Below are 25,121 nucleotides of genomic sequence, written 5' to 3'. Positions count from 1 at the left end.
CCTGCGCTCAGTTTTCGTCGGGGCGCATGGGAATGTCGCCCATCGCCTCGTCCTCGCGCAGGCCGCGCGCGGCCTTCAGCAGCTCGATCGACAGCCCTTCGCCGTGGCCGGCGAAACCCTTGGCGATGCCTTCGAGCACCGTCGACAGGCCGGTTTCGCCGTCGCTGCGCGCGTCCATGCTGATGTTCAGCACCCGGGCCGCCATCTGGCGGTAGGTGACGGCGCCCGCGCCCTCCAGCGCGGCCACGAGGTCGAGGTACAGCGCCAGGTTCAGGTCGAACACCAGCTTGGGCGTGATCTCGAAATCCTCGCTCTTGTTCTTGCTGTCCATGGGAATTGGCTCCTTTTTTTCCTTGGCCCCCACTCTAGCCAGAAAAAAGCGGGCAATCCGTCGGATACAGCCTGATTCAGCGTGCGCGGGTGCCCATGATTGCGGCCGAGATGATGAGCCAGGCCGCGAGCACGATGGTCCAGGTCAGCGGCCTGCCGGTGACGAGCAGCAGCAGCGCAGTCGAGCCCAGCGGCGTGATATAGCTCAGGATGCCGATCTGCCGCGCGTCGCCGCGCTTGAGCGCCATGTCCCACACGAAGAAGGCCGCGCCCAGCGGACCGAGGCCGCACAGCACGAGCAGCAGCCAGTCGCGGCCCGACAGCGTCACGGAAGGTTCGAGCACCGCATGGCAGGCCAGCGAGAGCAGGCCCGAGACCAGCCCGAACAGCCCGATCGCCGAGGTCGGGAAGGCCGCGACGCGCTTCGTCCACAGCGAGTAGCTGGCCCAGACGAAAGCCGAGGCCAGCGCCGGCAGGAAGCCCCAGTAGCCGGCGACGGCCGTGGCGCCAACCCTTGCGCCGAGGATCGCGGCAGCCGCGCCTGCGAAGCCCAGCAAGCCCGCCACCAGGTGCAGCGGCCGCAGCGAAACGCCCGGCAGCAGCACCGGCGCCAACACCACCATGAGCAGCGGCCACAGGTAGTTGACCAGGTTGGCCTCGACCGGCGGGGCGTAGCGCAGCGCGATGAACAGCAGGAAGTGATAGCCGAACAAGCCGTAGATGCCCAGCGCCAGCGTGCGCGGCGGCACCCTCCAGGCGCGGCGGTCGCGCAGCACGAGCGGCCAGCTCGGCACGCTGCCGATGATGAGCGCGAGGCCGGTGAGCAGGAACGGGGGCAGGTGGGACAAGGCCGTGCCGAGCGAGGCGAGTGTGGTCCAGAGCGCGATGGCGAGAAGGGCGTAGACGGTCGACGACATGGAGGCCGAGGCTACGCGATGAGGTCGTCGTGCAATGACGGTTCGTCGTCGCGTAACGACGGTTTGCTCTCCTGCTCCTTCCCCCTCTGGGGGAAGGTCGGGATGGGGCAGGCCTTGGAGCGGGTGCTGCGCCGTTTTCGACGCCGCCGTGCCCCCACCCCGGCCCTCCCCCAGCGGGGGGAGGGAGAAAGGCGGGGGATCAGCGACGCAATGCGGCGGTCAGAGCCGATGGCGAGCGATAGCCCGTTAGGCGCGCCGTTTCGGCCACGCTCATTCCGCCGAGCCGCAGCTCGCGTGCATGCGCCAGCCGCAGCGAGCGCAGCCAGTGCATCGCGCCCATGCCCTGTTCGTCGCGGCAGCGCTGCGCGAACTGGCTCGGGCTGAGGCAGGCGGCACCGGCCAGGTCGGTCACGCCCAGCGGCTCGTGCCAGCGGGCGCGGGCCCAGTCGGCGAGCACAGGCCAGTCGATGCGACGGCGGCGTGAATCCGCATGAGAGGGCGGCGCGGGGTTCCAGGCCTCCAGCAGCAGCGCGGGGCCGTTCTGCAGGGCCAGGGCCGAGGCCTGCGGCTGCCGCAGGCATTGCGCCAGGTAGCGCGCCAGCGTGTGCAGCTGCGGCGCACCGGGCGGTGCGCGCTCGGCGCAGCGGGCCCATGCCGCGTGTGTGGTGTCGAGCACCAGGCACACGCTGCCTTGCTTGCGCGCGCTGAAGTCGTGCCGGTCGCCGGGTGCGACCACCTGCGCCTCGCCCACGCCGATGCCGGCACCGCGGCCTTCCACTTCGATCTCCAGCACGCCGTCGAGGCCGATCAGCACCTGGAAATGATCGTGCGCGTGGCTGCCGTGCGAGTCGCCGTAGTTGCGCAGCGAGAGTGCGTGGCTCGTCGGCGGGGAAGAGGCAGGGACGTGCATGTTCTTGCGTATTCTCCGTGCAGCCTCTTCGACGCGCCAGCTGACGGCCTTCAGGCTCCTGAAGGCGTGCGCGGCGCCATCAACCGAGCCGCAGCAGCACCGCCGACGCCGCGCACACGATCAGAAACGGAATGCTGATGCGGTGGAACTCGCGCAGCCCGTGCGGCACCTTGGCCAGCCGCAGCGCGATCAGGTTGGCCAGCGAGCCCAGCACGCAGCCGAAGCCGCCCACGCTCACGCCGGCCGCGAGCGCGGGCAGGTCGTGCACGTAGCGGTCCAGCAGGATGGTTGCCGGCACGTTGCTGATGAATTGCGAGGTGACGATGGCCGCGAAGTACGCGCGCCAGCCTTCGGCAATCGGCCACCGTCCCACGGTCGCGGCCACGGCCGGCAGCTCGGCGAGCTGGCGCAGGTCGACGAACATCAGTGCGATGATCGCCAGCAGCGCCCAGTCGACATCGCGCAGCACGCGGCGCTGGAACAGCAGGTAGGCGCCGAACACCACCGCCAGGCCCGCCAGCAGCCAGTGCCGGTCGAGTGCGACGACGAAGCCCACGAACAGCACGCCCGACAACGCCAGCAGGCGCGGTCGCACCGCGGCAGGCTCGGCGGCGGGCTTGAGCGCGATCGGCGTTCGCGGCGCCAGCAGCCACACGGCCACGACCAGCCAGAGCAGCATGACGAGCACCGTGGGCGCCATCATGGCCATGAAGCCGCCGAAGCTCTCGCCGGTGCGGTGCCACAGGTACAGGTTCTGCGGATTGCCGATGGGCGTGAGGGCAGAGCCCGCGTTCACCGCCAGCGCTTCCAGCACCACCAGCCGCGCCAGCGGCAGGTGCGCCTGCGTGGCCAGCACGCGCGTGAGCGGCACCAGCAGGAACAGGCTCACGTCGTTGGTGACGAGCGCTGACAGCACGGCGGCGGTGGCGCTGAGCAGCAGCGCGAGCTGGCGCAGGTTGGTGGTGCGTGCGAGCAGGCGCTGCGCGGCCGATTGCAGCATGCCGCTCCTCTCCACCCCCTGCGTGATCGCGAGCAGCCCGGCCAGGGCTCCCACGGTCTGCCAGTCGACCAGCTGGAGCCAGTCCATCGGTGCGCGCGGCCGCAAGAAGGCGAACGCCACAGCCACCACCAGCAGCACCCAGAGCAGGCCATTGCCGCCGCTTTCGTGCGGCAACGGGGCGTTGTCGTCGGGGGCGGCAGGAGGCAGGACGGGCGCAGTATCTTTGGTCATGGGGCGGTGGTGGTCAGGGCGGAGGCGGCCGGCGCGCTCGCGGGAGAAGAACGAGGCCGGTGGCGAGTTTCGGGCATTGCCAGGGCAAACAGCGTCAAGGCCCCGGCCGCAATGCCCGCGAGCATGACAAATGCCGTGCCGTAGCCGGCCAGGTGCGCGACCGTGCCCGCGACCAGGTTGCTGAGCGCAGCGCCCAGCCCCACGCAGGCCCCACCGAGGCCGAGCGCGAAGTTGAAGTGGCCGCTGCCGCGCGTCAGGTCGCCGATCATCAGTGTGAACATGGCGCCGAAGACGGCCGCGCCGATGCCGTCGAGCACCTGCAGCGCCAGCAGCGCGGCAGGGCTGTCGGCCAGCAGGTAGAGCAGCCCGCGCACCGGCAGCACCGCGAAGCCGACCAGGAAGATCGGCTTGCGCGCGAGCCGAGGCGCCCAGCGACCGACCGCGAGGCCGATCGGGATGGTCACCAGCTGCGTGACGATCACCCCGCCCGAGAGCCACAGCGTGGCTGAACTGCCGGACTGCGTGCCGACCTTCTGCGCCACCAGCGTGAGCATCGCGGCATTGGCCAGGTGGAACAGGAAGGCGCAGGCGAGCAGCACGAAGAGGCGGTGGTCGTGCCAGCGTGCCGTGGAGGGCGCACCGCCGGCGTGCGCATCGGCGCCGCGCGCAAGGCGCAGGTCGATGTCCCGGTGGCGGATCGCGAGCGCCGCCGCGATGGTCGGCAGCGCCATCGCCACCGCATAGAAGAACATCGCATGCGGCCCGAAGGCATGGCCCACCCAGCCGGTGCCCAGTGCCCACAGCACCGTGCCGGCCGCCGTGATCGCGACGTTGCGGCCGATGCGGGCATCCAGCCCCGCACGGCCCACCATGCCCAGGCTGATGGCGGCGATGGCGGGCGCAACCAGCGTGCCGGCCGCGCCGATCAGCGACTGTCCCGCGAGGATGACGCCGTATCCCGGCCAGTTCGCCATGACCACGAGGCAGCTCGCGATGAGCGCGATGGCCCCGGCGATCCAGCGCGGCTTGTGCCGCGCGCTGTCGATCAGCGCGCCGGCCGGCGCCTGCATCGCCAGCCCGACCAGCGCCGAGACGAACATCACGGTGCCGATGCGCTGTGGATCCCAGGCCAGCGTGCCGGCCATGAAGACGATCAGGAACGGACCGACGCCGCCCTGGATGTCGGGCGCGAAGAAGGCGAGTGCGTCGAGTGCGCGCAGGCTGCGGCGGGAGGGGGCGGCGGTGGTCATGGCGGGCCGGTGCGGGGATCAGGAAGCGGGCGCTGGCGGGGGCGGCATCATCATCGGCGCGGCGGGCGGCATGGGACCGGCGCCGCGCGGACCCCAGGGGACACCGGCCCCGCCGAACACTTCGCGCACCGTGTCGGCGGTCGGGCCGAGGCTCGTCGCTTCGAGGGCGGTGCCTTGTGCGCCGCGCGTGCCCCAGCCGCGCGCATGCAACTGCGCGCCGGGCTGCAGCTGGGCGCCGTACATCGCGCCGATGTGCGGCGGGAAGCGCACGATGGTCTTGTCGGCGAGCACCACGCCGTGCACGTCGCCGCGGTCGGTGTACAGCAGGCGCTCGATGCGGCCCCCCGCCGACATGGCCACGAGCGTGCCCGGGTCGCGCAGCGGCGGCGGGGCCATGCCCGGCATCGGCGGCTGGTCGGCCACGCTGCGGCCGTTGGCGCCGATGGTCTGTGCGCGCACCACCGGCACGCTGGGGGCGCGCCAGCCGCTGACCTGCGCCGTGTCGCCGGGCCTGAGCATCTGCATCATGGCGGCCGAGAGGTGCGGTGGAAAGGCGACCTGCGTGCCATCGGAAAGCAAGAGGCCATCGGCCTCGCCGTTCGGGTTGATCAGCCATTGCTGCACGCGGCCGGTGGCAACCATCCCGGCCTGGAATGCGATGGCGCCGTGCGGCGGGGGCATGGGTCCGTGCGGCGGCGCGGGTGGCAGCTGGGCGAAGGCGGCGCTGCCGGCCAGCAGGCAGGCGGCGGTGAGGGCGAGGCGGGAGGTCATGAGCGGTTCCTTGTGGAATGGAGACCCCAAGGACATCTCACACAACGTGCCAGCGCATGAACCCTTTGAAATCAACGACTTGCGCGCACCGTGCGGGCGGCGGCCGCATGATCCGGGGACACCATGCGTCCGCTTTCCGGACGCTTCGTCTCAGTCGATCCCGTACTGCGTCAGCTTGCGATAGAGCAATTGACGGTGAATGCCCAGGCGGCGTGCGGCCTCGGCACGGTTGCCCTGCGTTTGGGCCAGCGCGTGGGCGATCAGCAGGCGCTCGAGCTTTTCGACGGCGGCGGGCAGTTCGCCTTCGAGCCACTCGGCCGGCACCGTGCCGGGCGCTTCGCCGCGTGGCGCGGCCCCGGGGCCGATGGCCAAGTCCGCCGCGCCGATCACGCGGTGCCGTACCAGCGCATGGCAGCGCTCCATCACGTTGCGCAGTTCGCGCACGTTGCCGGGCCATGGGTGGCTCAGCAGCCGTTGCGCGGCCTCGGCCGACAGCGCCTTCGGCGCATCGGATGCGGCCGCGCGGCGCAGGAAGTGCTCGGCCAGCGGGATGATGTCGGCCAGCCGCTCGCGCAGCGGCGGCATGCGGATCGACAGCACGTCGAGCCGGTACAGCAAGTCTTCGCGAAAACGGCCCTCGCGCACGGCGGCGGCCAGGTCGCGGTGCGTCGCGGCGATCACGCGCACGTCGACCTTCACCGTCCGGTGGCTGCCCAGCGGCGTAACCTCGCCCTCCTGCAACGCACGCAGGATCTTGGCCTGCACGTCCAGTGCCATGTCGCCGATCTCGTCGAGCAGCAGCACGCCGCCATCGGCCGCGCGAAAGCAGCCGGGGCGTTCGCCGCTCGCGCCGGTGAAGGCGCCGCGCACGTGGCCGAAGAGTTCGCTTTCGAGCAGCTCCTTCGGAATCGCCGAGCAGTTGACGGCTACGAAGGGCCGGTCGGCTCGGGCCGAATGGCGGTGCAGCGCGCGCGCCACCATTTCCTTGCCGGTGCCGGTTTCGCCGAGGACCAGCACCGGCATCGCGCTGGCGGCGGCCAGGCCGATGCGCTTGTGCACCTCGCGCATCGCGTGGCTCGGGCCGATCAGGTTGCTGCCGTCGCCGTCCTGCGGCACACCGGAGGGCGACGCTGCCGCGGGCTGCTGCAGCGCGCGTTCCAGCACCTCGCGCACCGCCTCGCGGCTGATCGGCTTGGCCAGGTGATCGAAGGCGCCCAGGCGCATCGCCTCGATGGTGTTGCCCGCGCTCGCGAACGCCGTGAGCACGATCACCGGCGGCAGGCGCACGAGCCTGGCCTGCATGGCTGCGAGCGTCTGCAGGCCATCCATGCCGGCCATGCGGTGGTCGAGGAACACGGCGTCGAAGCGCTCGCGCGACGACGACAGCGTTTCCAGCGCCTCGGCGCCGCTGGCCGTCGCCACCACGCAGTGGCCGAGGCCCTGCAGCGTTTCGGCGAGCGTGTCGCGGAAGGCGTTGTCGTCGTCGACGATCAGGAGGTGCGCCACGGAAGCTCCAGTTCGAAGCGGGTGCCCGGTTGCATGGGAACATGATGCAGCTCGCCGCCGTGCGCCAGCGCCACTTCGCGTGCCAGCGCCAGGCCCAGCCCGGTGCCGTCGGCGCGGCCGGTGGCAAAGGGCTCGAAGAGGCTGGCCTGCAGCGGTTCGGGTACGCCCGGGCCGTCGTCGTCCACGCGGATGAGCAGCATGCGCGCATCGGGCTGCACGACGGCCAGCACCACGTGGCCGCCGCGCGGCGCATGGCGCACGGCGTTGTCGAGCAGGTTGTCGACGGCGCGCGCAAGGTGTACCGGGTCGAACACGGCGCTGGCGGGCAAGTCGTGATGCAGCGAGATCTGCACGCCGCCTGCCGCTGCCTTCGGCGCGACGGCGGCCACGCGCTCTTCGAGCCAGCGATGAAGCGCCACCTCGGCCGGTGCGAGGGCTACCGGCTGCACCAGCGCGAGCAGGCTTTGCACGAGGCCGTCGAGCCGGTCGATCTGCCCGACGATGACCTGCAGCGCCTGGCCCTGCCGCTCGGGCGCGGCGGCCAGCGCGTTCTCGGCCTTCAGCCGCATCGTGGCGATCGGGTTGCGGATCTCGTGGGCGATGCCGCCGGTCATGCGGCCGAGCGCCGCCAGGCGCTGGTCGCGGCTGTGCTGCTGAGCGGCCGCCCGCACGTTCATGCGCGCCTCCTCGAAGCGCAGGCGGTAGCGGTTGAAGCCGTCGACGATGCGGTCGAGTTCGTGCACGCCGGTGCGCGGCAGCTCGGGCATGGCATCGCCGTCCGCATCGGCCTGCGCGAGCCGGGTTTCGAGGCGCTGCACATGGCGCAGTCCGCGTCGAAGGATGAAGCCAAGCCAAAGGCCCGATGCCAGCACCAGCGCCAGCAGGACGCCCAGGCCGGTGCGCAGGCTGTCCTGCGCGGCCAGCGCGCCGCTGCTGGTGCGAGTCATGGTCCACGCCGCCAGGTCGTTGCCCGGCGCGGCCAGCGGGCAGGCCGAGACGATCAGCGCCTCACGGCTGCCGCGCACCACATCGGTCTGCGGCTGCCGGGTGCGCGTCGCGAGCTGTGCCATCTCGGCGATCAGCGGCTGCTCGGCCGCGGGCACGTCGCGCTTGACGCCGCTGCCTTCGTAGGTGGGGTAGGCATAGGCCAACTGGCCGCCGGCGGCCTGCCACACGCCGCCCTCGACATGGGGCGCCTCGATCAGCACCAGCTGCAGCAGTACCTGCAGCAGATCGACCTGCGGCTGCGCCGAGGAAGGTGCGGCCGCCGACCTGGCATAGCGCGCCGCGATCGCGCGGCACGACTGCTCGGTCGCAGCGCGCCCCGCAGCCACCTGCGCGCCGGCACTGCTGCGGTAGAGCGTGAGCATCACCACGGCCAGTGCGGCGCACATGCCGAACAGAAGCATCCAGAAAAAGACCAGCTGACCGCGAAGGGATTTCATCCACCGCGTTCACGCAGTTCGCGCTTGAGCACCTTGCCGATGGCGCTGCGCGGCAGCTCCTCGATGAAGGAGAGACGTGCCAGGCGCTGCGTCTTGCCGAGCTGGGCGTTGGTCCATTGCAGCAGCGCGTCCTCGGTTGTGCTGTCGCCCTCGCGGCGCACCACGAAGGCCACCGGCGTTTCGCCCCATTGCTCCGACGGCACTCCGATTACCGCCACGTCGGCCACCGCCGCATGGCCGCGCAGCACGGCCTCGAGGTCGCTCGGGTAGATGTTGAAGCCGCCGCTGATGATCATGTCCTTCTTGCGGTCGAACAACGTGAGGAAGCCGTCGGCGTCGAAGCGCCCTATGTCGCCGGTGCGGATGAAGCGCTTGCCGGTGGCGTCGAACCATTCGGCCTCGCGCGTCTTCTCGGGCTGGCGGTGGTAGCCGGTCATCATGCCGCCCGAGTGGCCCACCACCTCGCCGGCCACCTCGGTGTTGCCGCGCGGCAGTTCGTTGCCTTCCTCGTCGATCAGGCGGATGTCGCTGCCCTCGGCGGGCTGGCCTACCGTGTGCAGCTTGGTCGGGTGCAGGTGCGCCTCCAGGATGCAGGTGCCGCCGCCCTCGGTCATCCCGTAGAACTCGATCAGCCCGCCGGGCCAGCGCTTGAGCACGTCGGCCTTGAGTGCGGCGTTGAAGGGCGCGCTGGTGCTGAACTTGAACCGGAACGACGACAGGTCGTGTGCGTCGAAGCGCGGATGCGCCATCAACCGCTGGTACTGCACCGGCACGAGCATGGTGTGCGTCACGCGGCGTTGCTCGGCCAGCTGCAGGTAGCCGAGCGCGTCGAACTTGGGCATCAGCACCACGCAGCCGCCGAAGGCGATGGTGGGGAAGAACACCACCAGCGTGGTGTTGGAGTACAGCGGCGTTGACAGCAGCGTGACGGTGTCGGGACCGTATTCGTATTTGGCGCCGCGCTGTACGTGGGCCCAGCGCATGCCGTGGCCCTGCACGATGCCCTTGGGCTCGCCCGTGGTGCCCGACGAATAGATGATGTTGAAGGGCCACGAAGGCTGCGTCTCCACGGCCTTGGGCTGCACACCTGCCGGCGCGAGCCAGCCTTCGAAGTCGCGGCCCACGTTCGAGCCGTCGAGCGCAATGCGTGCAATGCCGCCTTCCTTCGCGGGGCCGATCACCTCGGCGGCCGAGGCGTCGCTGAACAGGATGCGCGCATCGGCGTCCTCGATCATCCGGGCCAGGCTGGCGGGCGTGGAGCCGGGCGCCAGCGGGGCCACCGCGACGCCCGCGCGCAGCGCGCCCAGGAACACCGCCGCGTAGTTCACCGACGACGAGGCGCAGATGGCGATGGCATCGCCGGGCTGGAGCCCGTCGCGCTGCAGGCTGGCCGCGACGCGGTCCATGAGCGCGTCGAGTGCGTGGTAGTCCAGCGTGCGCCCGGCATCGGCCAGCGCGGCGTGGTCGGGCGTGTGTTGCGCATGGAGGTGGACCAGATCGGCAATGGCGCCGAAATTGCGTTCCATTTCGGCTTGAACGGCAGGGTGCGTTTGCAAGGTCATTCCTTCTTCTTGAGCAACCGGCAGGATAGCGAAATGCTGCCGCTTTCGGCCAGCTCCTTGGCGACCGCGCGGCTGTCGGAGGGCATACCGTCAGGCCGCGCTCAGGATGGGCGGGCAACGATCCCGCATCATCTTTTTTCAACAGACAGGGAGTCTCTCTTGCACATCATCTGGACCATCTTGATCGGCTTCATCGCGGGGCTGATCGCCCGCGCCATCCTTCCGGGCAACAACTCCATGGGGTTCATCCTCACCGTGGTCCTGGGCATTGCCGGGTCGCTGGTGGCGACCTATGCAGGACAGGCCCTGGGGCTGTACGCTGCGGGCGCGGGCGCCGGCTTCATCGCCTCGGTGATCGGCGCGGCCCTGCTGCTCGGGGTCTGGCATCTCGTGGCCCGGTAACAAGGAGATCTCCATGGGTTTACTCGACATCCTCCAGCAGGCCATCGGCGGCAACGGCAGCCCCGAGGCCCACCTCGACAAGGTCACGCAGCAGGCATCGACCGACGAAGTCGGTGCGGGGCTCGCCGCGGCCATGCGATCCGACCAGACGCCGCCTTTCGGCGACATGGTGGGCAAGCTGTTCGGCCAGTCGTCGCCGCAGCAGCAGGCCGGCGTGCTCAACCAGATCCTGGCCACGCTGGGCCCGGCAGCGGCCTCGGCGCTGGCCGGCGGCGTGCTCGGCCGCATGCTGCAGCCGGGGCAGACGCAGGTCACGCCCGACCAGGCCTCGCAGCTGTCGCCTGCGCAGGTGACCGAGATTGCCGCGCATGCCGAGCAGCAGCACGCGGGCGTGATCGACGAGGTGAGCCGGTTCTATGCGCAGCACTCGGGGCTGATCAAGACACTGGGCGGCGCGGCGATTGCCATCGCGCTGGCGAAGATGAAGGAGAACGCCACGCGCGGTTGAGGCTGCGCGGCCCCGTCAGCGGGACGACGCAGTGGTGTCGGGCTGCGCCGTGTCGCCGCCGCGTTCGTACGCATCACGCGCCAGGCTGCGCCGGTTCCATAAATGCATGGATGCCGCACGCTGCGGCGTCAGCTGCGTCGGGAAATGCACGAAGTGGCTGTCGGCGGTCGCGTAGATCGCGGGCGCGTCCAGCGACAGCGTGTCCACCACCTGGGCTTCGGTGACGAGGCCGTGGGCATTGAAGACATTCGCGAAGTAGGTCTGGTCGCCGCCGTTGGCGTGCACCGACGAGCGGTCGGGCGCGGCCTCGATCTGCCGGCAGACGTCTTCCACCAGCGCGTGCATCGCGGGCGTGTTGCGCACGCCGACCACGCTGGAGTTCATGTTCCAGGCCGTGTGGTCGTTGCCCACCAGCGCCTGCCGGCCGTCGACCAGCGGCTCCATGCGCAGCGACTGGTTCATGGCCAGGATGTCCGCATCGATCCACAGCAGGAACTCGTGCTCCGCGAGGTGGCGCCGCATGACGTGCGGCTTGGCCCACGAGCCTGTCAGGCCGTTGGCAAAGCCGGGCACCTTGCGGTAGAGGTGGTAGCCGTAGCCATGGCGCAGGCAGTAGCGCGCGAGGCTTTCTTCGTGGATGCGGCCGTAGCTGGCGATGTGGTGCGTGTAGATGCTGACGAAGGCGATGCGCGCGCCGGGGTTCAGGTGCAGGTCGTCCTCGGGTGGGGGCGTGGTCCCGGCGAGTAAGAGGAAGGGCGGGCGTTCGTCGGCGGCCAGGGCCGCGGCGTCCTCCACGAGGTTCTGCACGCCGCGGAAGTCGTAGTCCAGCGCCGGCGTCCACTGGTTTCCGGCGCCTGCGCGGCGCCAGGTGGGCGCGTCGCTGGCCACCAGCGGGCGCACACCCTGGATCGATTCGTAGTAGCTGCCCGCGGGCCAGTTGGCCTGCACATTGGCGTGGATGCCGTTGAGCAGGGGAAGGGCGCAGGGGCGGGGCGGGAAGACACGGGCGACCAGCGCGTTCTCGGGCTGCTCGTTGTCCTCCAGGATGCGCACTGCCCAATGGGAGACATGGTCGACCAACTGGCGCACCTGCTCGCGCACCGCGGCCGTGTTGCGCAGCAGCAGCATGCTGGTGTTGCAGAGCGCGTCGTCGTCGGGTTGCGCGCAGACCAGCGCGTCGATGCCGTCGAACACCTCTTCCAGCGGTCGGGGCCAGTAGACGACAGCGAACTGGTCGAGTACCAGCAGCAGGCTGCCCTCGTCGGCCTGCGCCAGGTGCTGGTAGATCGCGTGGTAGCGGAAGAAGACCGGCTGGCGCGGACCCCACACATGGGTGCTGTCGGCGATGCGGTGCGCGTAGCCGTACCGGCGCGCATAGGCTGCGTGGTTCTCGACCAGGCCCTCGACGGGGCGTGTGGCCAGCGTGGTCAGGATGGTGGCCATCTGATCCGTTCTCCCTTTCGATGTGGTCCCGCGGCGTTGGCCGCCGCTATGCGCCGGAAGCTTGCCGTACGACGCCGATGATGTACTCGATTTCCTCGTCGCCAAGCATCGGATAGAGCGGCAATGCGAGCGAACAGCCGGCCAGTTTTTCGCTGTGCGGCAGGGCGCGGGTGCCATGCCAGGGCCGCAGCGCCTCGTGCCGGTGCAGCGGCTGCTCGTAGTAGACCCGGGTGGCGATCCCTGATGCGGCCAGCCGCCCCGCGAAGGCCGCGCGTTCGCGGGGGCCGGGCAGGGTGATGACGAAATAGTTCCACGCGTGGCCCGCCGAGCCTCGCGGCAAACCGATCGGACAGTCCGCCCAGGCCGCCATGTAGCGCGCTGCGATGGCGCGCCGTCGCGCGATGTTGTCCGGAAAGTCATCCAGCGCGGCATTGAGCAGGCAGGCCTGCAATTCGTCCATGCGGCTGTTGTGTCCGAGGCAGTGGTGCCGGCCGTCGGCGTAGCCGTGGTTGCGCAGCAGCCGCGCCTTGCGGGCATGCTGCGGATCCTTGAAGGCCAGCGCACCGGCGTCGCCGGCGGCGCCGAGGGTCTTGGTCGGATAGAAGCTCATCGCCGCGGCGTCGCCCCAGGTGCCGGCGGCATGGGCGCCCAGGCATTGCGCTACGTCCTCGACCAGCCACAGCTTCTCGTCGCGGCAGTAGGCGGCCAGTTCGGGCAGGCCGCTCGGGTCGCCGAAGAGGCCGACCGCGAGGATTGCGCGGGTGCGCGGCGTGCGGGCGTCGCGGAAATGCGCGAGCGTCGGCAGGAAGTCGTCCGGCGCGCTGTCGACGAAGACCGGCCGCGCGCCCGCAGCGAGCACCGCTTCCGCGCAGGCGACGAAGGTGTAGCTCGGCAGCAGGACTTCGTCCAGCGCGTCCCCTCCGCCCGCGCTTCCGATGCCGAGGCTCTTGAAGGCCAGCAGAAGCGCTTCGGAGCCCGATCCCACGGCCACGGTCTCGCGGCCTTGCAGCAGGCCGGACAGCCGTGCCTCGAAAGCCTCGGCCTGCGGACCGAGGATGTACACGCCGCTGCGCAGCACTGCGGCGAGGGACTGGGCCAGGTGCGCCGCTCTCGGTTCGGTGGATGCGGCCGACCGGAACAGCGGGATCTTCATGCGTGCAGTACCTGGCAAGCCCGGGTCACGGCCGCCAGGCCATCGGCACCCGACGCGACGCGGCTGGCCTGGCCCAGGATGGCGCGCCTGAAGCCGTGGTACTGACGTGCCAGGGCGTCGTCGCTGGTCGTCGTCGTCGAACGCGCGCCGCTGCGCAGGTCCAGCAACTGCTCCCGGTGGCCGTCGCACACCTGCAATCGAGCGATCGCCGGCGTGCTGGCGTAGCCGCTCTCGAATTCGGCGACCAACGTGCCCAGCCGCACGCGCGCACGCACGCTGTGCACGTCGATGTGCCGTGCGAGCACTTCCATTGGCGCTTCCGCGGGAATCGCGCACAGCCAGGCGAACAGGTCGAGGTCGTGCACCATCAGGTCCAGCACGCTGTCCCTGGCCATGGCAACGCGCGTCGAATAGCGGCGAAACCGCATGAACGGACGCTGGTCCTGGCGGTGGCTTGCCGCGGCATTGCGCAGCCGGGCGAGGAGCACGGTGCCGAACACGGGGTTGAAGCGCTCGATGTGGCCGGTGCTCAGCGTCACGCCGCATTGCCGCGCCGTGCGGACCATCAGGGCACCGTCGTGCCGGTCGATGCAAAGCGGCTTTTCGACCAGCACGTGGCAGCCGCGCCGCATCAACGACAGGGCAAGCTCGGCGTGCGCGTCGTCGCTGGTGGCAACGGTGGCCGACGCGATACCCGGCGGCAGGTCGTCAAGGCTGGACAGCAATGGCAGCGCCGCGAGTTCTGCGCCGGCGCGGGCCGACGACGAGCAATCCACGAGGGCACGCAGCTGGAAGCCGCGCAGGGCGAGGAGTTTTCGGGCGTGGATGCTGCCGAAGCGGCCAAGGCCCACGATCGCATGGGCCAGTGCGGCGTCGACCGGGCTCGCGGCTGCCGTATCGGCGGCGATGGCGGTCGTGCTGTCGTCGCTGGCTGGCGTCGTGAAGGTCATCGAGGCATCGATGGATGTGTCATCGCGTCGCGTCGCGCAGCCGATCCGCCACGGCCTGCAGATGCGCGCCGCGGATGACGTGCTTGTAGACGCCGGCCGCGACGCGTTCCTCCCCGAAGATTTCGAAGGCGGGTTTGGTGGCGGGCGCCTCCGCCAGTTCATAGCGCGTGGGCTGCGCGGCGAAGAGGCATTCCCGGCCGTAAGCCTGGGCGCCGAACTCGGCGATGAAGCCCGCCAGCTCGCGTTCCAGCTGGCCGCCGAAGCTGTGCGCGTAACCGTGCATGTCGTCGAGCTTGGCCTGCAACTCGGGGCCGTCGAGCTCGACCATGACATGGCGCTCGGAAGCCAGCCGTGCCGGTGGACTCGGATGGCCCACGGTGGGATAGCCGAGCGATACGACCGTGCGGCCGCGCGCCACGGCGTGCGCGGCGACCTGGTTGGCCAGCAGGCGGCACAGGTCGTGCGAAGGGTTGTAGTCCTCGGCTTCATCGGCAACGATGCAGTCGATGCCTTGCTCCACGACGTGCGTCGTCAAGGCGTGGACCCACTGCGTGAACAGGCGCGTGTCGCCTTCGAGCAGCGCCCGATAGATGTCGGCATCGGCAACCGGCTGCACCACATCCGCAATCCAGCGGGCCCCCGCGCGTGCGAGGTTGTCGATCGTCGGTTCGAGCCGCGGCACGCCGCTCGAACCGGCGCCGTTGGTCAGCACCACGAAGTCCGGCCGCTCGTTGCGCAGCCACTTCCACAGCAGCAGTTCGTGCCCCGAATGGGCGGCGATCACCAGCGCCTTCATGCGCGCGGACCGCCGGGCCGGACGAGGGTTGATACCCGCCGCAGCGGTCCGGTCACACGCCACGAACGGCTGGCGTAGACCTCGCGCAGCTGTGCCTGGAGCAGGGCGAGTTCGGTGCGCGCCTGCCGGGTCTGCTGCTCGGCTTCGGCCAGCCGTGCGTTGCAATCGGCGTTCGATTGCGACGCCTGCGCCGCCTGTACGGCCTGCGCGGCGGTCTGCATGGCGAGCTGCGCTGCGGCCTGCATGGCGGCGAGCTCCGTCCGCCGGCGTGCCTCTTCGGCCTGGCGTTGCAGCTCTGCCTGCAGCGCGTCGATTCGAGCCTGATGCATGCGTTGATGGTCGTTGAAGGATTGCTGGATCCACCCGATGTGCTGCTGCAAGGACGCAACAGCCAGATGCGCCGCCGACGGGTTGCCGCGCCGGATCCAGTCCTCCATATAGCGGGCCACCTCATTCGCGCGCTGGCTTGCGGGCACCTCGATCACGGGGTGCTGCAGGGCCATGCGCTGCGCGCAGCGCTCAAGCGCGCCGAGCGTTGCGTCGAGGCCGCCATGCGCACGCATCCATTCGCCGGCCTTGCCCGCATCCTCGGCGTCGTATCGATCGAGTTCGGCGCCCACGTTCTCCCGCGTGATCGGCCGGATCAGCAGCGCCCGGCCGAAATTCCAGCGCCGCGCGTGGGCCACGGTGGCCGCCGTCACCATCTCGCCCATGCCCGAACTCGGATCGAGCACCACCACCGCGTTGCCGGTGCACAGCGCCTCGGTGGCGCAGCGCCCCTTGCCGAAGACGATGTCGTAGCGGCCGAGTGCCTCGGCCGGGTCGGGCAGGTGGTTGCCGGTGCCGCTGCCGATCACGTCCAGCGACAGTCCGCGCTGCACGCAGGCGGCGCGGATTTCCTCGAGCTGCGCGTCGTGCGAGGCGTAGTTGCTGAAGACCAGCGCCGTCCGGGGCCGGGCCGGCAGCCCGCCGCGCCGCGGAAAGCGCGAAAGATCGATCCCGTTCTGGATCAGCTCGATGCGTTCGCGCGCGATGCCGAACTCGTGCACCAGGCGCTCGGCGCAGTTCTCGTCGACGGCCACATGGCATACGACCTGCGTGAACTGCGCCGGGCGTCCGTGTTCGGCGCTTCGGTCGTGGCATATCGTGAGGACCGGCACGTCGTGGAAATGCAGCAGCGCGCGAACCGTCTCGTGGTGCGTGTTGCCGATGATCACGTCCGGCCGCGCCGCAATGTCGCTCAGTTCGGTGACGCAGGCAATCGAGGCAAAGCGCAGTTCGTCGGCCATGTCCCCGAAGGCCGTTGCAAAGATCGTGACGGCGTGGCCGCGGCGGCGCAGCCACAGCGCCAGGTCGCGGGTGAACATTTCCGCCCCCGTGCGATGCACGAGATAGCACATCGCCAGCAGGATGTGCAGGGGCCTGCCTGACTGCGGCGCGTCCGCCGCTGGGACGGTCGCCGCGGCGTTCAATCGAGCGAGGGCGCGCCGGCCAGAACGTGTCCTGCCTGCTGGTCGGCGTGGTAGCTGGAGCGCACCATCGCGCCCACCGCCGCGTGGCTGAAGCCCATCTTGTAGGCCTCTTCCTCGAACATCTTGAAGGTGTCCGGGTGCACGTAGCGGCGCACCGGCAGGTGCGAGCCCGACGGCGACAGGTACTGGCCGATGGTCAGCATGTCGATGCCGTGCGCGCGCATGTCGCGCATGACTTGCAGGATCTCCTCGTCGGTCTCGCCGAGGCCCACCATGATGCCGCTCTTGGTCGGCACGTCGGGGTGCAGCGCCTTGAACTTCTTCAGCAGGTTCAGGCTGAACTGGTAGTCGCTGCCGGGGCGCGCTTCCTTGTACAGGCGCGGCGCGGTCTCGAGGTTGTGGTTCATCACGTCGGGCGGCGCGGCCTTGAGGATTTCAAGGGCGCGGTCGTCGCGGCCGCGGAAGTCGGGCACGAGGATCTCGATCTGCGTCGTCGGCGAGAGCTCGCGGATGTTGCGGATGCAGTCGACGAAGTGCTGGCTGCCGCCGTCGCGCAGGTCGTCGCGGTCGACGCTGGTGATCACCACGTACTTCAGGCGCAGCTTGGCGATGGTCTTGGCCAGGTTGAGCGGCTCGTCCTTGTCGAGCGGGTCGGGGCGGCCATGGCCCACGTCGCAGAACGGGCAGCGGCGCGTGCACTTGTCGCCCATGATCATGAAGGTGGCCGTGCCATTGCCGAAGCATTCGCCGATGTTCGGGCACGAGGCCTCTTCGCAGACCGTGTGCAGGTTGCTCTCGCGCAGGATCTGCTTGATCTCGTAGAAGCGCGTGGTCGGGCTGCCGGCCTTGACGCGGATCCACTCGGGCTTCTTGAGCACCTCGCCCTGCTGCACCACCTTGACGGGGATGCGCGAGAGCTTGGCCGCGGCCTTCTGCTTGGCCAGCGGGTTGTAGTTTTCGGCGCTTTGGGCGTCGCGGACGACTTCTGTGGTGCTCATTGGTGTGTCAAGGCGCGAGGAAGGCGCCGAGCTTCTGGCTCAGCACCGTGGCGGCTTCTTCCCATGTGGTTTGGATGCCGATTGTAGAAAGGTCGACCGTCTGCAGCCCCGCATACCCGCATGGGTTGATGCGGGAGAAGGGTTCGAGGTCCATCTCGACATTGAGCGCCACGCCGTGGTAGGTGGCGTGGCGGCTCACCTTGATGCCCAGCGCGGCGATCTTGCCGAGACCGCGAAACGGGTCGCCCGCAGGCAGCGGGCCGGCCAGCGCCGAACCGTTTGAAGGCGATGCTTTCAGCATCGCGTGCGAGAACGGGTCGTCCAGCCGTACGTAGATGCCCGGTGCGCTCGCCACGCGGTGGCCGGTGACGCCGAAATGAGCCAGCGTGCGCAGCACCGATTCCTCGATGCGATAGACGTATTCCTTGACGAAGTAGCCCGCGCGGCGCAGGTCGATCAGCGGGTAGGCCACCACCTGGCCGGGGCCGTGGAACGTGACCTGGCCGCCGCGGTCGGTCTGCACGACGGGAATGGCGCCGGGGTTCAGGATGTGGTCCTGCTTGCCCGCAATGCCTTGCGTGAAGACCGGGGCGTGTTCGCAAACCCATAGCGCATCGGGCGTGTCCGCTGTGCGCTCCTGCGTGAACTGCTTCATTGCCGCGAAGGTGTCGGCGTAATCGACGCGGCCCAGCGGGCGCAGCTCGATGGCGGGGACGATGGCGGCGGTGCCTGTCATGGCGTGGTTCGCCGTGCGGACGGCACGGGGGTCAAAGCACGACCTTGACCATCGGGTGCGCCGACAGCGCGCGGTAGATGTCGTCGAGCTGCTCGCGGCTGGTGGCCGTGACGGTGATGGTCACGCCGAGGTAGTTGCCGGCCTTGCTGTCGCGCAGCTCGACGGTGGTGGCGTCGAAGGCGGGGTCGAAGCGCTCGGCGATCTGGGTGACGGCGTGCACGAAGCCGTCGACCTTGGCGCCCATCACCTTGATCGGAAACGGCGAGGGGTACTCGATCAGCGATTCCTTGCGCGGATCGGGGATCGCGGTGGTGTCGGTGGTGGTCGTGTTGTCGGTCATGCCGGGGCTCCGTGTTTCTGTGCGTTGTGTTGCTTGGCCTGCTGGTAGGCCGCATACAAGCTCTGGTAGATGGGGCCGGGGCGGCCATTGCCAATAGCCTGCCCGTCGAGGCTGACGACGGGCAGCAGCTCCTTGCTGGCCGAGGAGATCAGCAGCTCGTCGGCGGCGAACACCTCGTCGCGCGAGATGGGGCGCAGCGCGAACGCAATGCCCTGCGCCTTGCACAGGCGCTCGAGCAGCCCGTAGCGGATGCCGGTCAGCACGAGGTTGTTCTTCGGCGGGCCCGCCAGCGTGCCGTCCTTCACGATCCACACGTTGCTCGACGAGGCCTCGCTGAGCCATTCGTCGCGGAACATGATGGTCTCGGTCGCGCCGGCTTCCACGCTGATCTGGCGCGCAAGCACGGCGCCCAGCAGGCTGGTGCTCTTGATGTGGGCCTTCTGCCAGCGGAAGTCGGCCGCGGTGACGCAGGCCACGCCCTTGGCGCGGATGGCATCGGAGATGGGCGGCAGCGGGTTCACCATCACGAACACCGTCGGGCGGATGCCGCGCACCATCGCGTGGTCGCGCGGGGCCACGCCGCGCGTCACCTGAAAGTAAACGGACTGGGGGGCGTTGCCGCCGGGCGCGACCAGCCGCATCACGATCTCGCGCCACTGCGCGAGCGACAGCGGGTTCTCGATCTGCAGTTCGGCGAGCGAGCGGTCGAGGCGGGCCATGTGCTCCTCGAAGCAGAAGGGCTGGCCGAAGTAGACGGGGACGTATTCGTAGATGCCGTCGCCGAAAATGAAGCCTCGGTCGAGGACGCTGATCTTCGCGTCGCGCAGGGCGGTGTATTCGCCATCGAGGTAACAAAGCGTGGCGGGCAGGGCATCGGTGATAGGGTGCATGCCGGAATTATGGTTGCGTGCGCCGCGTCGGGTTCGCGTCAGGGAATGCGGCATCGATTTGCATGCGCGGCAGCACGGGTGGCGGGACAGGCTGGGTTTTTACTTATAATCAATGGCTTTGTAGAAATTCTGGGTCGTCATCCGGGCTTCATTCGAAATGAAAAAAATCGCCCGTCAAGACTCGGAGGTCGCTGAAGACCTCGACGCAGAATTCAAGCCGTTGACCGCCGATGAGGCGCGTGAACTGCGGGCAAAGAACCCTTCGGTCTCCCCATGGCGGGTGGTCGCGGGGCAGTTGGTTGTCGGTCTGGTGGTGGCTCTGGCCGCCTGGGGACTGACGGGGAGGCAAAATCTGGGTTGGTCCGCCGCTTATGGCGCGATCGCGGTGGTCATTCCGGCGGCGGTGTTCGCACGCGGGTTGACCGGCAGGTTCTCTTCCCTGAATCCAGGCACTGCGGTGTTCGGATTCTTCCTCTGGGAAATGGTCAAGATGGCCTTGTCCGTGGCGATGCTGATCGCCGCGCCGAGGCTGATAACGGCGCTGAGCTGGCCAGCAATGCTGATCGGCCTGGTGGTGACAATGAAGGCGGCCTGGTTGGCGGTGATGTTCTCGCCCCGGCGCCGGCAACAACGAGACGAGTAACGGAATGGCTGCTGAAAACGCTGCGGAACATGGTCAGACCGCTGGTGAATACATCGTTCACCACTTGACGCATCTGCAAAGCTCCAAGCCTGCAGGTGTGGCCGATCTTTCGGTCTTCAACTTCGATTCGCTGTTTTTCTCCATCGCTCTGGGTGTCCTGGGCTGCTGGTTGCTCTGGCTGGCTGCACGCAAGGCCACGTCGGGCGTTCCGGGCCGCTTCCAGGCTGCCGTCGAACTGCTGGTTGAAATGGTCGACCAGCAAGCCAAGGGCATCGTCCACAACGCCACGAGCCGCAAGTTCGTCGCACCGCTGGCCCTTACCATCTTCGTGTGGATCTTCCTGCTGAACGCAATGGACCTGTTTCCGGTCGATTTGTTCCCGGCGATCTGGGCCAAGATCTTCCACATCGCGGGTGAAGACCCGCACCACGCCTACCTGCGCGTCGTGCCTACCGCCGACCTCTCGGTGACGATGGGCATGTCGGTGGCCGTGCTGCTGATCTGCATCTTCTACAACATCAAGATCAAGGGCGCCGGCGGCTGGATCCACGAACTGTTCACCGCACCCTTCGGCAACCACTGGGCGCTGTACCCCTTCAACTTCGCCATGCAGATGATCGAGTTCATCGCCAAGACGGTCTCGCACGGCATGCGGTTGTTCGGCAACATGTACGCCGGCGAACTGATCTTCCTGCTGATCGCCCTGATGGGCGGTGCCTGGTCCGTGTCGGCCACCGGCATCGGCCTGGCCATCGGCCACATCATCGCGGGCACGGCCTGGGCCATCTTCCACATCCTGATCATCACGCTGCAAGCCTTCGTGTTCATGATGCTGACGCTGGTCTACATCGGCCAGGCCCACGATCACCACTGATCATCCGCTTTCGTTTTTTGTTTTTCGTTTTCTCTTCAACCAAAGTCCTCTAGGAGTCATCATGGAAGTTATTAGCTTTGTTGCACTGGCCGCCGGCCTGATCATCGGTCTGGGCGCTGTGGGCGCATGTATCGGCATCGGCATCATGGGCAGCAAGTACCTCGAGTCGGCCGCACGTCAGCCTGAACTCATGGGCGAACTTCAAACCAAGATGTTCCTGCTGGCTGGTCTGATCGACGCCGCTTTCATTATCGGCACCGGTATCGCTCTGTGGTTCGCAACGGCCAACCCGTTCCTGGCTCAGATCGCCAACCTGCCGAAGTAAGTCTTTCTCGTCGGACCTGCGTCGTCGTTCCCTAGTCCCCTAGCGAATGGCTTCGATTCAATCCCAAAGAGAGGGTGAAAAGTGAGCATTACCGGTACCCTGATCGTTCAGATGATCGTGTTCCTGATCCTGGTCGGGTTCACGATGAAGTTCGTGTGGCCGCCGATCGCGAAAGCGCTGGACGACCGCGCTGCGAAGATCGCCGAAGGCCTCGCTGCCGCCGACAAGGCCAAGTCCGAGCTGTCCGCCGCCAACAAGCGCGTGGAAGCCGAATTGGGCCAGGCACGCAACGAGTCCGCACAGCGTCTTGCCGACGCCGAACGTCGCGCCCAGGCCATCGTTGAAGAGGCCAAGGCCCGCGCGACCGAGGAAGGCAACAAGATCGTTGCAGCCGCACGCGTCGAAGCCGACCAGCAGGCACTGAAGGCCCGTGAAGCCCTGCGCGAGCAGGTTGCTGCGCTGGCCGTCAAGGGCGCAGAGCAGATTCTGCGCAAGGAAGTGAATGCGGGCGTTCACGCCGATTTGCTCGCCCGCCTGCAGACCGAACTCTGATAGAAGCCATGGCTGAACTCGCCACCATTGCACGCCCCTACGCCGAGGCGCTTTTCAAGGCGTCGTCGTCCGACGTCGCCGGAACCAGCGTCTGGCTCGAAAAGCTTGCCGCCATCGGGGCCAATCCGGAGCTCCAGCAGCTCGCCGACAACCCCAAGGTTACGGCCGAGCAGGTTCTCGGCGTGGTCGCCGGTGCATTCGCTGCGCCGTTGCCCGCAATGGCCCAGAACTTCCTGGCTGCGCTCCTCGAGAACGGGCGTTTCTCGGTGCTGCCGGAAATTGCGAAGCAGTTCCGGACACTGTCCAACGCGAAGAGCGGCTCGTCCGACGCCGTGGTCTACAGCGCTTTCCCGATCGAAGTCTCGGCTCTGGCCAGTGTGGCGGCCGCGCTCGAAAAGCGCTTCGGTCGCAAGCTCCAGGTCACGGTCCAGCAGGAGCCGGAACTGATCGGTGGCATTCGTGTGGTGGTCGGCGACGAGGTGCTCGACACCTCCGTCAAAGCGCGCCTTGAACAAATGAAAGTTGCGCTGGCGGCCTGACCGGTCTCCATCGCCTTACAAAGAAAGAAGGAAAGAGTCATGCAACTCAATCCCGCAGAAATTTCCGAACTGATCAAGAGCCGCATCGAGGGCCTCGGGGTCAGCGCCAACATCCGCAACGAAGGCACCGTGGTTTCGGTGACCGACGGCATCGTGCGCGTGCACGGCCTGTCGGACGCGATGCAAGGCGAAATGCTTGAATTCCCGCCGAGCGCAGACGGCACGCCGTCGTTCGGCCTCGCACTGAACCTCGAGCGCGACTCCGTCGGCGCCGTGATTCTGGGCGAGTACGAGCACATCTCCGAAGGCGACACCGTCAAGTGCACGGGCCGCATCCTGGAAGTGCCCGTGGGTCCTGAACTCATCGGCCGCGTGGTGAATGCCCTGGGCCAGCCGATCGACGGCAAGGGTCCCATCAACGCCAAGATGACCGACGTGATCGAAAAGGTCGCTCCCGGCGTGATCGCACGGAAGTCCGTCGACCAGCCGATGCAGACCGGCCTGAAGTCCGTCGACTCGATGGTGCCCGTCGGCCGTGGCCAGCGCGAGCTGATCATCGGCGACCGCCAGACCGGCAAGACGGCTGTCGCCATCGACGCGATCATCAACCAGAAGGGTCAGAACATGACCTGCGTCTACGTTGCGATCGGCCAGAAGGCTTCGTCGATCAAGAACGTGGTGCGCGCACTCGAACAAGCCGGCGCGATGGACTACACCATCGTGGTGGCGGCATCGGCTTCCGAATCGGCGGCCATGCAGTACGTGTCGGCCTACTCGGGCTGCACGATGGGCGAATACTTCCGCGACCGCGGCCAGGACGCGCTGATCGTCTATGACGACCTGTCCAAGCAAGCCGTGGCCTACCGCCAGGTCTCGCTGCTGCTGCGCCGCCCGCCAGGCCGCGAAGCCTACCCCGGCGACGTGTTCTATCTCCACAGCCGCCTGCTCGAGCGCGCAGCCCGCGTGAACGCCGACTACGTCGAAGCTTTCACCAAGGGTGAAGTCAAGGGCAAGACCGGCTCGCTGACCGCACTGCCGATCATCGAAACGCAAGCCGGCGACGTGTCCGCTTTCGTGCCGACCAACGTGATCTCGATCACCGACGGCCAGATCTTCCTGGAAACCAACCTGTTCAACGCCGGTATCCGTCCCGCCATCAACGCCGGTATTTCGGTGTCGCGCGTGGGTTCGTCGGCGCAGACCAACCTGGTGAAGAACCAGTCTGGCGGTATCCGTACCGACCTGGCGCAGTACCGCGAACTCGCGGCCTTCGCCCAGTTCGCCTCGGACCTCGACGAAGCCACCCGCAAGCAGCTCGACCGCGGTGCCCGCGTGACCGAACTGCTCAAGCAGACCCAGTACAGCCCGCTGCCCATCTCGCTGATGAGCGCCACGCTGTTCGCGGTGAACAAGGGCTTCATGGACGACATCGACGTCAAGAAGGTTCTCTCGTTCGAACACGGCTTCCACCAGTTCCTCAAGTCGAGCCACGCACCCCTGCTGGCCACGATGGAAAAGAACGGCGCCAAGTGGGACCCGAAGCCCGCGAAGGCCGACGACAGTGACGAGAAGAAGGCTTTCAAGAAGGTCTGCCAGGACGCGGAAGCCGAACTGCTGGCCGCCGCCACTTCGTTCAAGAAGTCGTTCGCCTGATCGACGCCTTGATCGACGCAAGAAGGAGCTCTCATGGCAGCTGGTAAGGAAATCCGCGGCAAGATCAAATCGGTGGAAAACACCAAGAAGATCACCAAGGCCATGGAAATGGTCTCGGTTTCCAAGATGCGCAAGGCGCAGGAACGCATGCGCGCCGCTCGCCCCTACAGCGAAAAGATCCGCAACATCGCGGCCAATCTCGGCAAGGCGAACCCGGAGTACACCCACGCGTTCATGAAGACGACCGAGGCCAAGGGCGTCGGTTTCATCATCGTGACCAGCGACAAGGGCCTGTGCGGCGGCTTGAACACCAACCTGCTGCGTGCCGTGACGGCCAAGCTGCGCGAAGCGCAGGCAGCGGGCAACGTGGTCGAGTCGGTTGCCATCGGCAGCAAGGGTCTGGGTTTCCTCAACCGCATCGGCGCCCGCGTGGTGGCGCATGTGACGCACCTGGGCGACACGCCGCATCTCGACAAGCTCATCGGGCCGGTCAAGACGCTGCTCGACGCCTATGCCGAGGGCAAGCTGTCGGCTGTGTACCTGTGCTACACGAAGTTCATCAACACCATCAAGCAAGAGCCGATGGTGGAGCAACTGCTGCCGCTGAAGGCCGAGACGCTGCAGGTCGAGTCGGGTCATCATTCGTGGGACTACATCTACGAACCCGACGCGCAAAGTGTGATCGACGAGCTGCTGGTGCGCTACGTGGAATCGCTGGTGTACCAGGCCGTGGCCGAAAACATGGCGTCCGAGCATTCGGCGCGCATGGTGGCCATGAAGGCTGCGACCGACAACGCGGGCAACGTGATCAGCGAACTGAAGCTGGTCTACAACAAGACCCGCCAGGCCGGCATCACCAAGGAGCTGTCCGAGATCGTGTCCGGCGCGGCTGCGGCCGCAGGCGTTTGATCGAGGCAATGCAACA

At 68.1% G+C, this 25,121-nt stretch carries 27 protein-coding genes; 9 read left to right on the top strand and 18 right to left on the bottom strand.

All coding sequences use genetic code 11. The features are described 5' to 3' along the window. Positions 1–7: 7 nt before the first annotated feature. From AC1DFC_RS10650 to AC1DFC_RS10610, 9 genes are all read right to left on the bottom strand, one after another. On the bottom strand, positions 8–331 hold the full coding sequence (locus AC1DFC_RS10650) for a hypothetical protein (protein ID WP_007830158.1): 324 nt from the start codon (positions 329–331) through the stop codon (positions 8–10). 76 nt (positions 332–407) lie between these two features. After that, positions 408–1,247, bottom strand: a complete 840-nt coding sequence (locus AC1DFC_RS10645; RefSeq protein WP_007830159.1) for a DMT family transporter — start codon at positions 1,245–1,247, stop codon at positions 408–410. Positions 1,248–1,446: 199 nt separating this feature from the next. Then, a complete protein-coding gene (locus AC1DFC_RS10640; protein ID WP_413333424.1) occupies positions 1,447–2,157 on the bottom strand; it encodes a helix-turn-helix transcriptional regulator in 711 nt (236 codons plus the stop codon). A gap of 79 nt (positions 2,158–2,236) precedes the next feature. Continuing rightward, positions 2,237–3,388 (bottom strand): SLC13 family permease, encoded by a 1,152-nt coding sequence (locus AC1DFC_RS10635; RefSeq protein ID WP_413333426.1) that lies wholly within the window; start codon positions 3,386–3,388, stop codon positions 2,237–2,239. Next, a complete protein-coding gene (locus tag AC1DFC_RS10630; protein ID WP_478179213.1) occupies positions 3,385–4,638 on the bottom strand; it encodes an MFS transporter in 1,254 nt (417 codons plus the stop codon). The genes AC1DFC_RS10635 and AC1DFC_RS10630 overlap by 4 nt, the downstream gene beginning before the upstream one ends. Before the next feature lie 18 nt (positions 4,639–4,656). After that, positions 4,657–5,409, bottom strand: a complete 753-nt coding sequence (locus AC1DFC_RS10625; protein WP_478179212.1) for a hypothetical protein — start codon at positions 5,407–5,409, stop codon at positions 4,657–4,659. Between the two features lie 150 nt (positions 5,410–5,559). After that, complete coding sequence (locus AC1DFC_RS10620; protein ID WP_478179211.1) at positions 5,560–6,915, bottom strand: sigma-54-dependent transcriptional regulator; 1,356 nt, start codon at positions 6,913–6,915, stop codon at positions 5,560–5,562. After that, complete coding sequence (locus AC1DFC_RS10615; protein ID WP_478179210.1) at positions 6,900–8,360, bottom strand: sensor histidine kinase; 1,461 nt, start codon at positions 8,358–8,360, stop codon at positions 6,900–6,902. The genes AC1DFC_RS10620 and AC1DFC_RS10615 overlap by 16 nt, the downstream gene beginning before the upstream one ends. Then, a complete protein-coding gene (locus AC1DFC_RS10610; protein WP_478179209.1) occupies positions 8,357–9,886 on the bottom strand; it encodes a class I adenylate-forming enzyme family protein in 1,530 nt (509 codons plus the stop codon). The genes AC1DFC_RS10615 and AC1DFC_RS10610 overlap by 4 nt, the downstream gene beginning before the upstream one ends. A gap of 195 nt (positions 9,887–10,081) precedes the next feature. On the opposite strand from AC1DFC_RS10610, the gene AC1DFC_RS10605 reads away from it, so the two are divergent. Both AC1DFC_RS10605 and AC1DFC_RS10600 read left to right on the top strand, forming a co-directional pair. Then, positions 10,082–10,324 (top strand): GlsB/YeaQ/YmgE family stress response membrane protein, encoded by a 243-nt coding sequence (locus AC1DFC_RS10605; protein WP_007830172.1) that lies wholly within the window; start codon positions 10,082–10,084, stop codon positions 10,322–10,324. A gap of 13 nt (positions 10,325–10,337) precedes the next feature. Next, positions 10,338–10,832 carry a hypothetical protein gene (locus AC1DFC_RS10600; RefSeq protein WP_007830173.1) on the top strand — a complete coding sequence of 165 codons (495 nt, stop codon included), beginning with the start codon at positions 10,338–10,340 and terminating at the stop codon, positions 10,830–10,832. A 15-nt stretch (positions 10,833–10,847) separates the two neighbouring features. On the opposite strand, the gene AC1DFC_RS10595 is transcribed toward AC1DFC_RS10600, so the two are convergent. The 9 genes from AC1DFC_RS10595 to AC1DFC_RS10555 form a co-directional block, all read right to left on the bottom strand. Next, positions 10,848–12,275, bottom strand: a complete 1,428-nt coding sequence (locus tag AC1DFC_RS10595; RefSeq protein WP_007830177.1) for a glycosyltransferase family protein — start codon at positions 12,273–12,275, stop codon at positions 10,848–10,850. Between the two features lie 46 nt (positions 12,276–12,321). Beyond that, a complete protein-coding gene (locus tag AC1DFC_RS10590; protein WP_478179208.1) occupies positions 12,322–13,428 on the bottom strand; it encodes a DegT/DnrJ/EryC1/StrS family aminotransferase in 1,107 nt (368 codons plus the stop codon). Next, positions 13,425–14,378 (bottom strand): Gfo/Idh/MocA family protein, encoded by a 954-nt coding sequence (locus tag AC1DFC_RS10585; protein WP_478179207.1) that lies wholly within the window; start codon positions 14,376–14,378, stop codon positions 13,425–13,427. Before AC1DFC_RS10585 ends, AC1DFC_RS10590 begins: the two co-directional genes overlap by 4 nt. A 19-nt stretch (positions 14,379–14,397) precedes the next feature. After that, positions 14,398–15,174 (bottom strand): hypothetical protein, encoded by a 777-nt coding sequence (locus AC1DFC_RS10580; RefSeq protein WP_478179206.1) that lies wholly within the window; start codon positions 15,172–15,174, stop codon positions 14,398–14,400. Further along, complete coding sequence (locus tag AC1DFC_RS10575) at positions 15,171–16,541, bottom strand: glycosyltransferase (protein WP_478179205.1); 1,371 nt, start codon at positions 16,539–16,541, stop codon at positions 15,171–15,173. The genes AC1DFC_RS10580 and AC1DFC_RS10575 overlap by 4 nt, the downstream gene beginning before the upstream one ends. Before the next feature lie 101 nt (positions 16,542–16,642). Then, entirely contained in the window at positions 16,643–17,644 is a 1,002-nt protein-coding gene (gene lipA / locus AC1DFC_RS10570; RefSeq protein WP_007830183.1) for a lipoyl synthase, read from the bottom strand. Between the two features lie 7 nt (positions 17,645–17,651). Further along, positions 17,652–18,380 carry a lipoyl(octanoyl) transferase LipB gene (gene lipB / locus AC1DFC_RS10565; RefSeq protein WP_478179204.1) on the bottom strand — a complete coding sequence of 243 codons (729 nt, stop codon included), beginning with the start codon at positions 18,378–18,380 and terminating at the stop codon, positions 17,652–17,654. A gap of 31 nt (positions 18,381–18,411) precedes the next feature. Beyond that, positions 18,412–18,720, bottom strand: a complete 309-nt coding sequence (locus AC1DFC_RS10560; protein WP_478179203.1) for a YbeD family protein — start codon at positions 18,718–18,720, stop codon at positions 18,412–18,414. Continuing rightward, the gene (locus AC1DFC_RS10555; RefSeq protein WP_478179202.1) at positions 18,717–19,610 is read right to left on the bottom strand and encodes a D-amino acid aminotransferase; all 894 of its coding nucleotides are present in this window, start codon (positions 19,608–19,610) and stop codon (positions 18,717–18,719) included. The genes AC1DFC_RS10560 and AC1DFC_RS10555 overlap by 4 nt, the downstream gene beginning before the upstream one ends. 157 nt (positions 19,611–19,767) lie before the next feature. Between AC1DFC_RS10555 and AC1DFC_RS10550 the strand changes: the two genes are divergently transcribed. The 7 genes from AC1DFC_RS10550 (at position 19,768) to atpG (ending at position 25,105) form a co-directional block, all read left to right on the top strand. After that, positions 19,768–20,253, top strand: a complete 486-nt coding sequence (locus tag AC1DFC_RS10550; protein WP_007830187.1) for an ATP synthase subunit I — start codon at positions 19,768–19,770, stop codon at positions 20,251–20,253. Between the two features lie 4 nt (positions 20,254–20,257). Beyond that, positions 20,258–21,127 carry a F0F1 ATP synthase subunit A gene (gene atpB / locus AC1DFC_RS10545; protein ID WP_007830189.1) on the top strand — a complete coding sequence of 290 codons (870 nt, stop codon included), beginning with the start codon at positions 20,258–20,260 and terminating at the stop codon, positions 21,125–21,127. 61 nt (positions 21,128–21,188) lie between these two features. After that, complete coding sequence (gene atpE / locus AC1DFC_RS10540; protein WP_007830191.1) at positions 21,189–21,452, top strand: F0F1 ATP synthase subunit C; 264 nt, start codon at positions 21,189–21,191, stop codon at positions 21,450–21,452. Between the two features lie 81 nt (positions 21,453–21,533). Next, positions 21,534–22,004, top strand: a complete 471-nt coding sequence (locus tag AC1DFC_RS10535) for a F0F1 ATP synthase subunit B (RefSeq protein WP_007830193.1) — start codon at positions 21,534–21,536, stop codon at positions 22,002–22,004. A gap of 8 nt (positions 22,005–22,012) precedes the next feature. After that, positions 22,013–22,543 carry a F0F1 ATP synthase subunit delta gene (locus tag AC1DFC_RS10530; protein ID WP_007830197.1) on the top strand — a complete coding sequence of 177 codons (531 nt, stop codon included), beginning with the start codon at positions 22,013–22,015 and terminating at the stop codon, positions 22,541–22,543. 39 nt (positions 22,544–22,582) lie between these two features. Further along, complete coding sequence (gene atpA, locus AC1DFC_RS10525) at positions 22,583–24,196, top strand: F0F1 ATP synthase subunit alpha (protein WP_007830199.1); 1,614 nt, start codon at positions 22,583–22,585, stop codon at positions 24,194–24,196. A 33-nt stretch (positions 24,197–24,229) separates the two neighbouring features. After that, positions 24,230–25,105: a F0F1 ATP synthase subunit gamma gene (gene atpG, locus AC1DFC_RS10520; RefSeq protein WP_007830201.1), complete on the top strand. Its 876-nt coding sequence runs from the start codon at positions 24,230–24,232 to the stop codon at positions 25,103–25,105. Positions 25,106–25,121 lie beyond the last annotated feature (16 nt).

The organism is Variovorax sp. 10L421 (assembly GCF_056395365.1).
The sequence above is the reverse complement of the archived record's forward strand: the minus strand, read 5'-3'. Positions and strand labels throughout refer to the sequence as shown.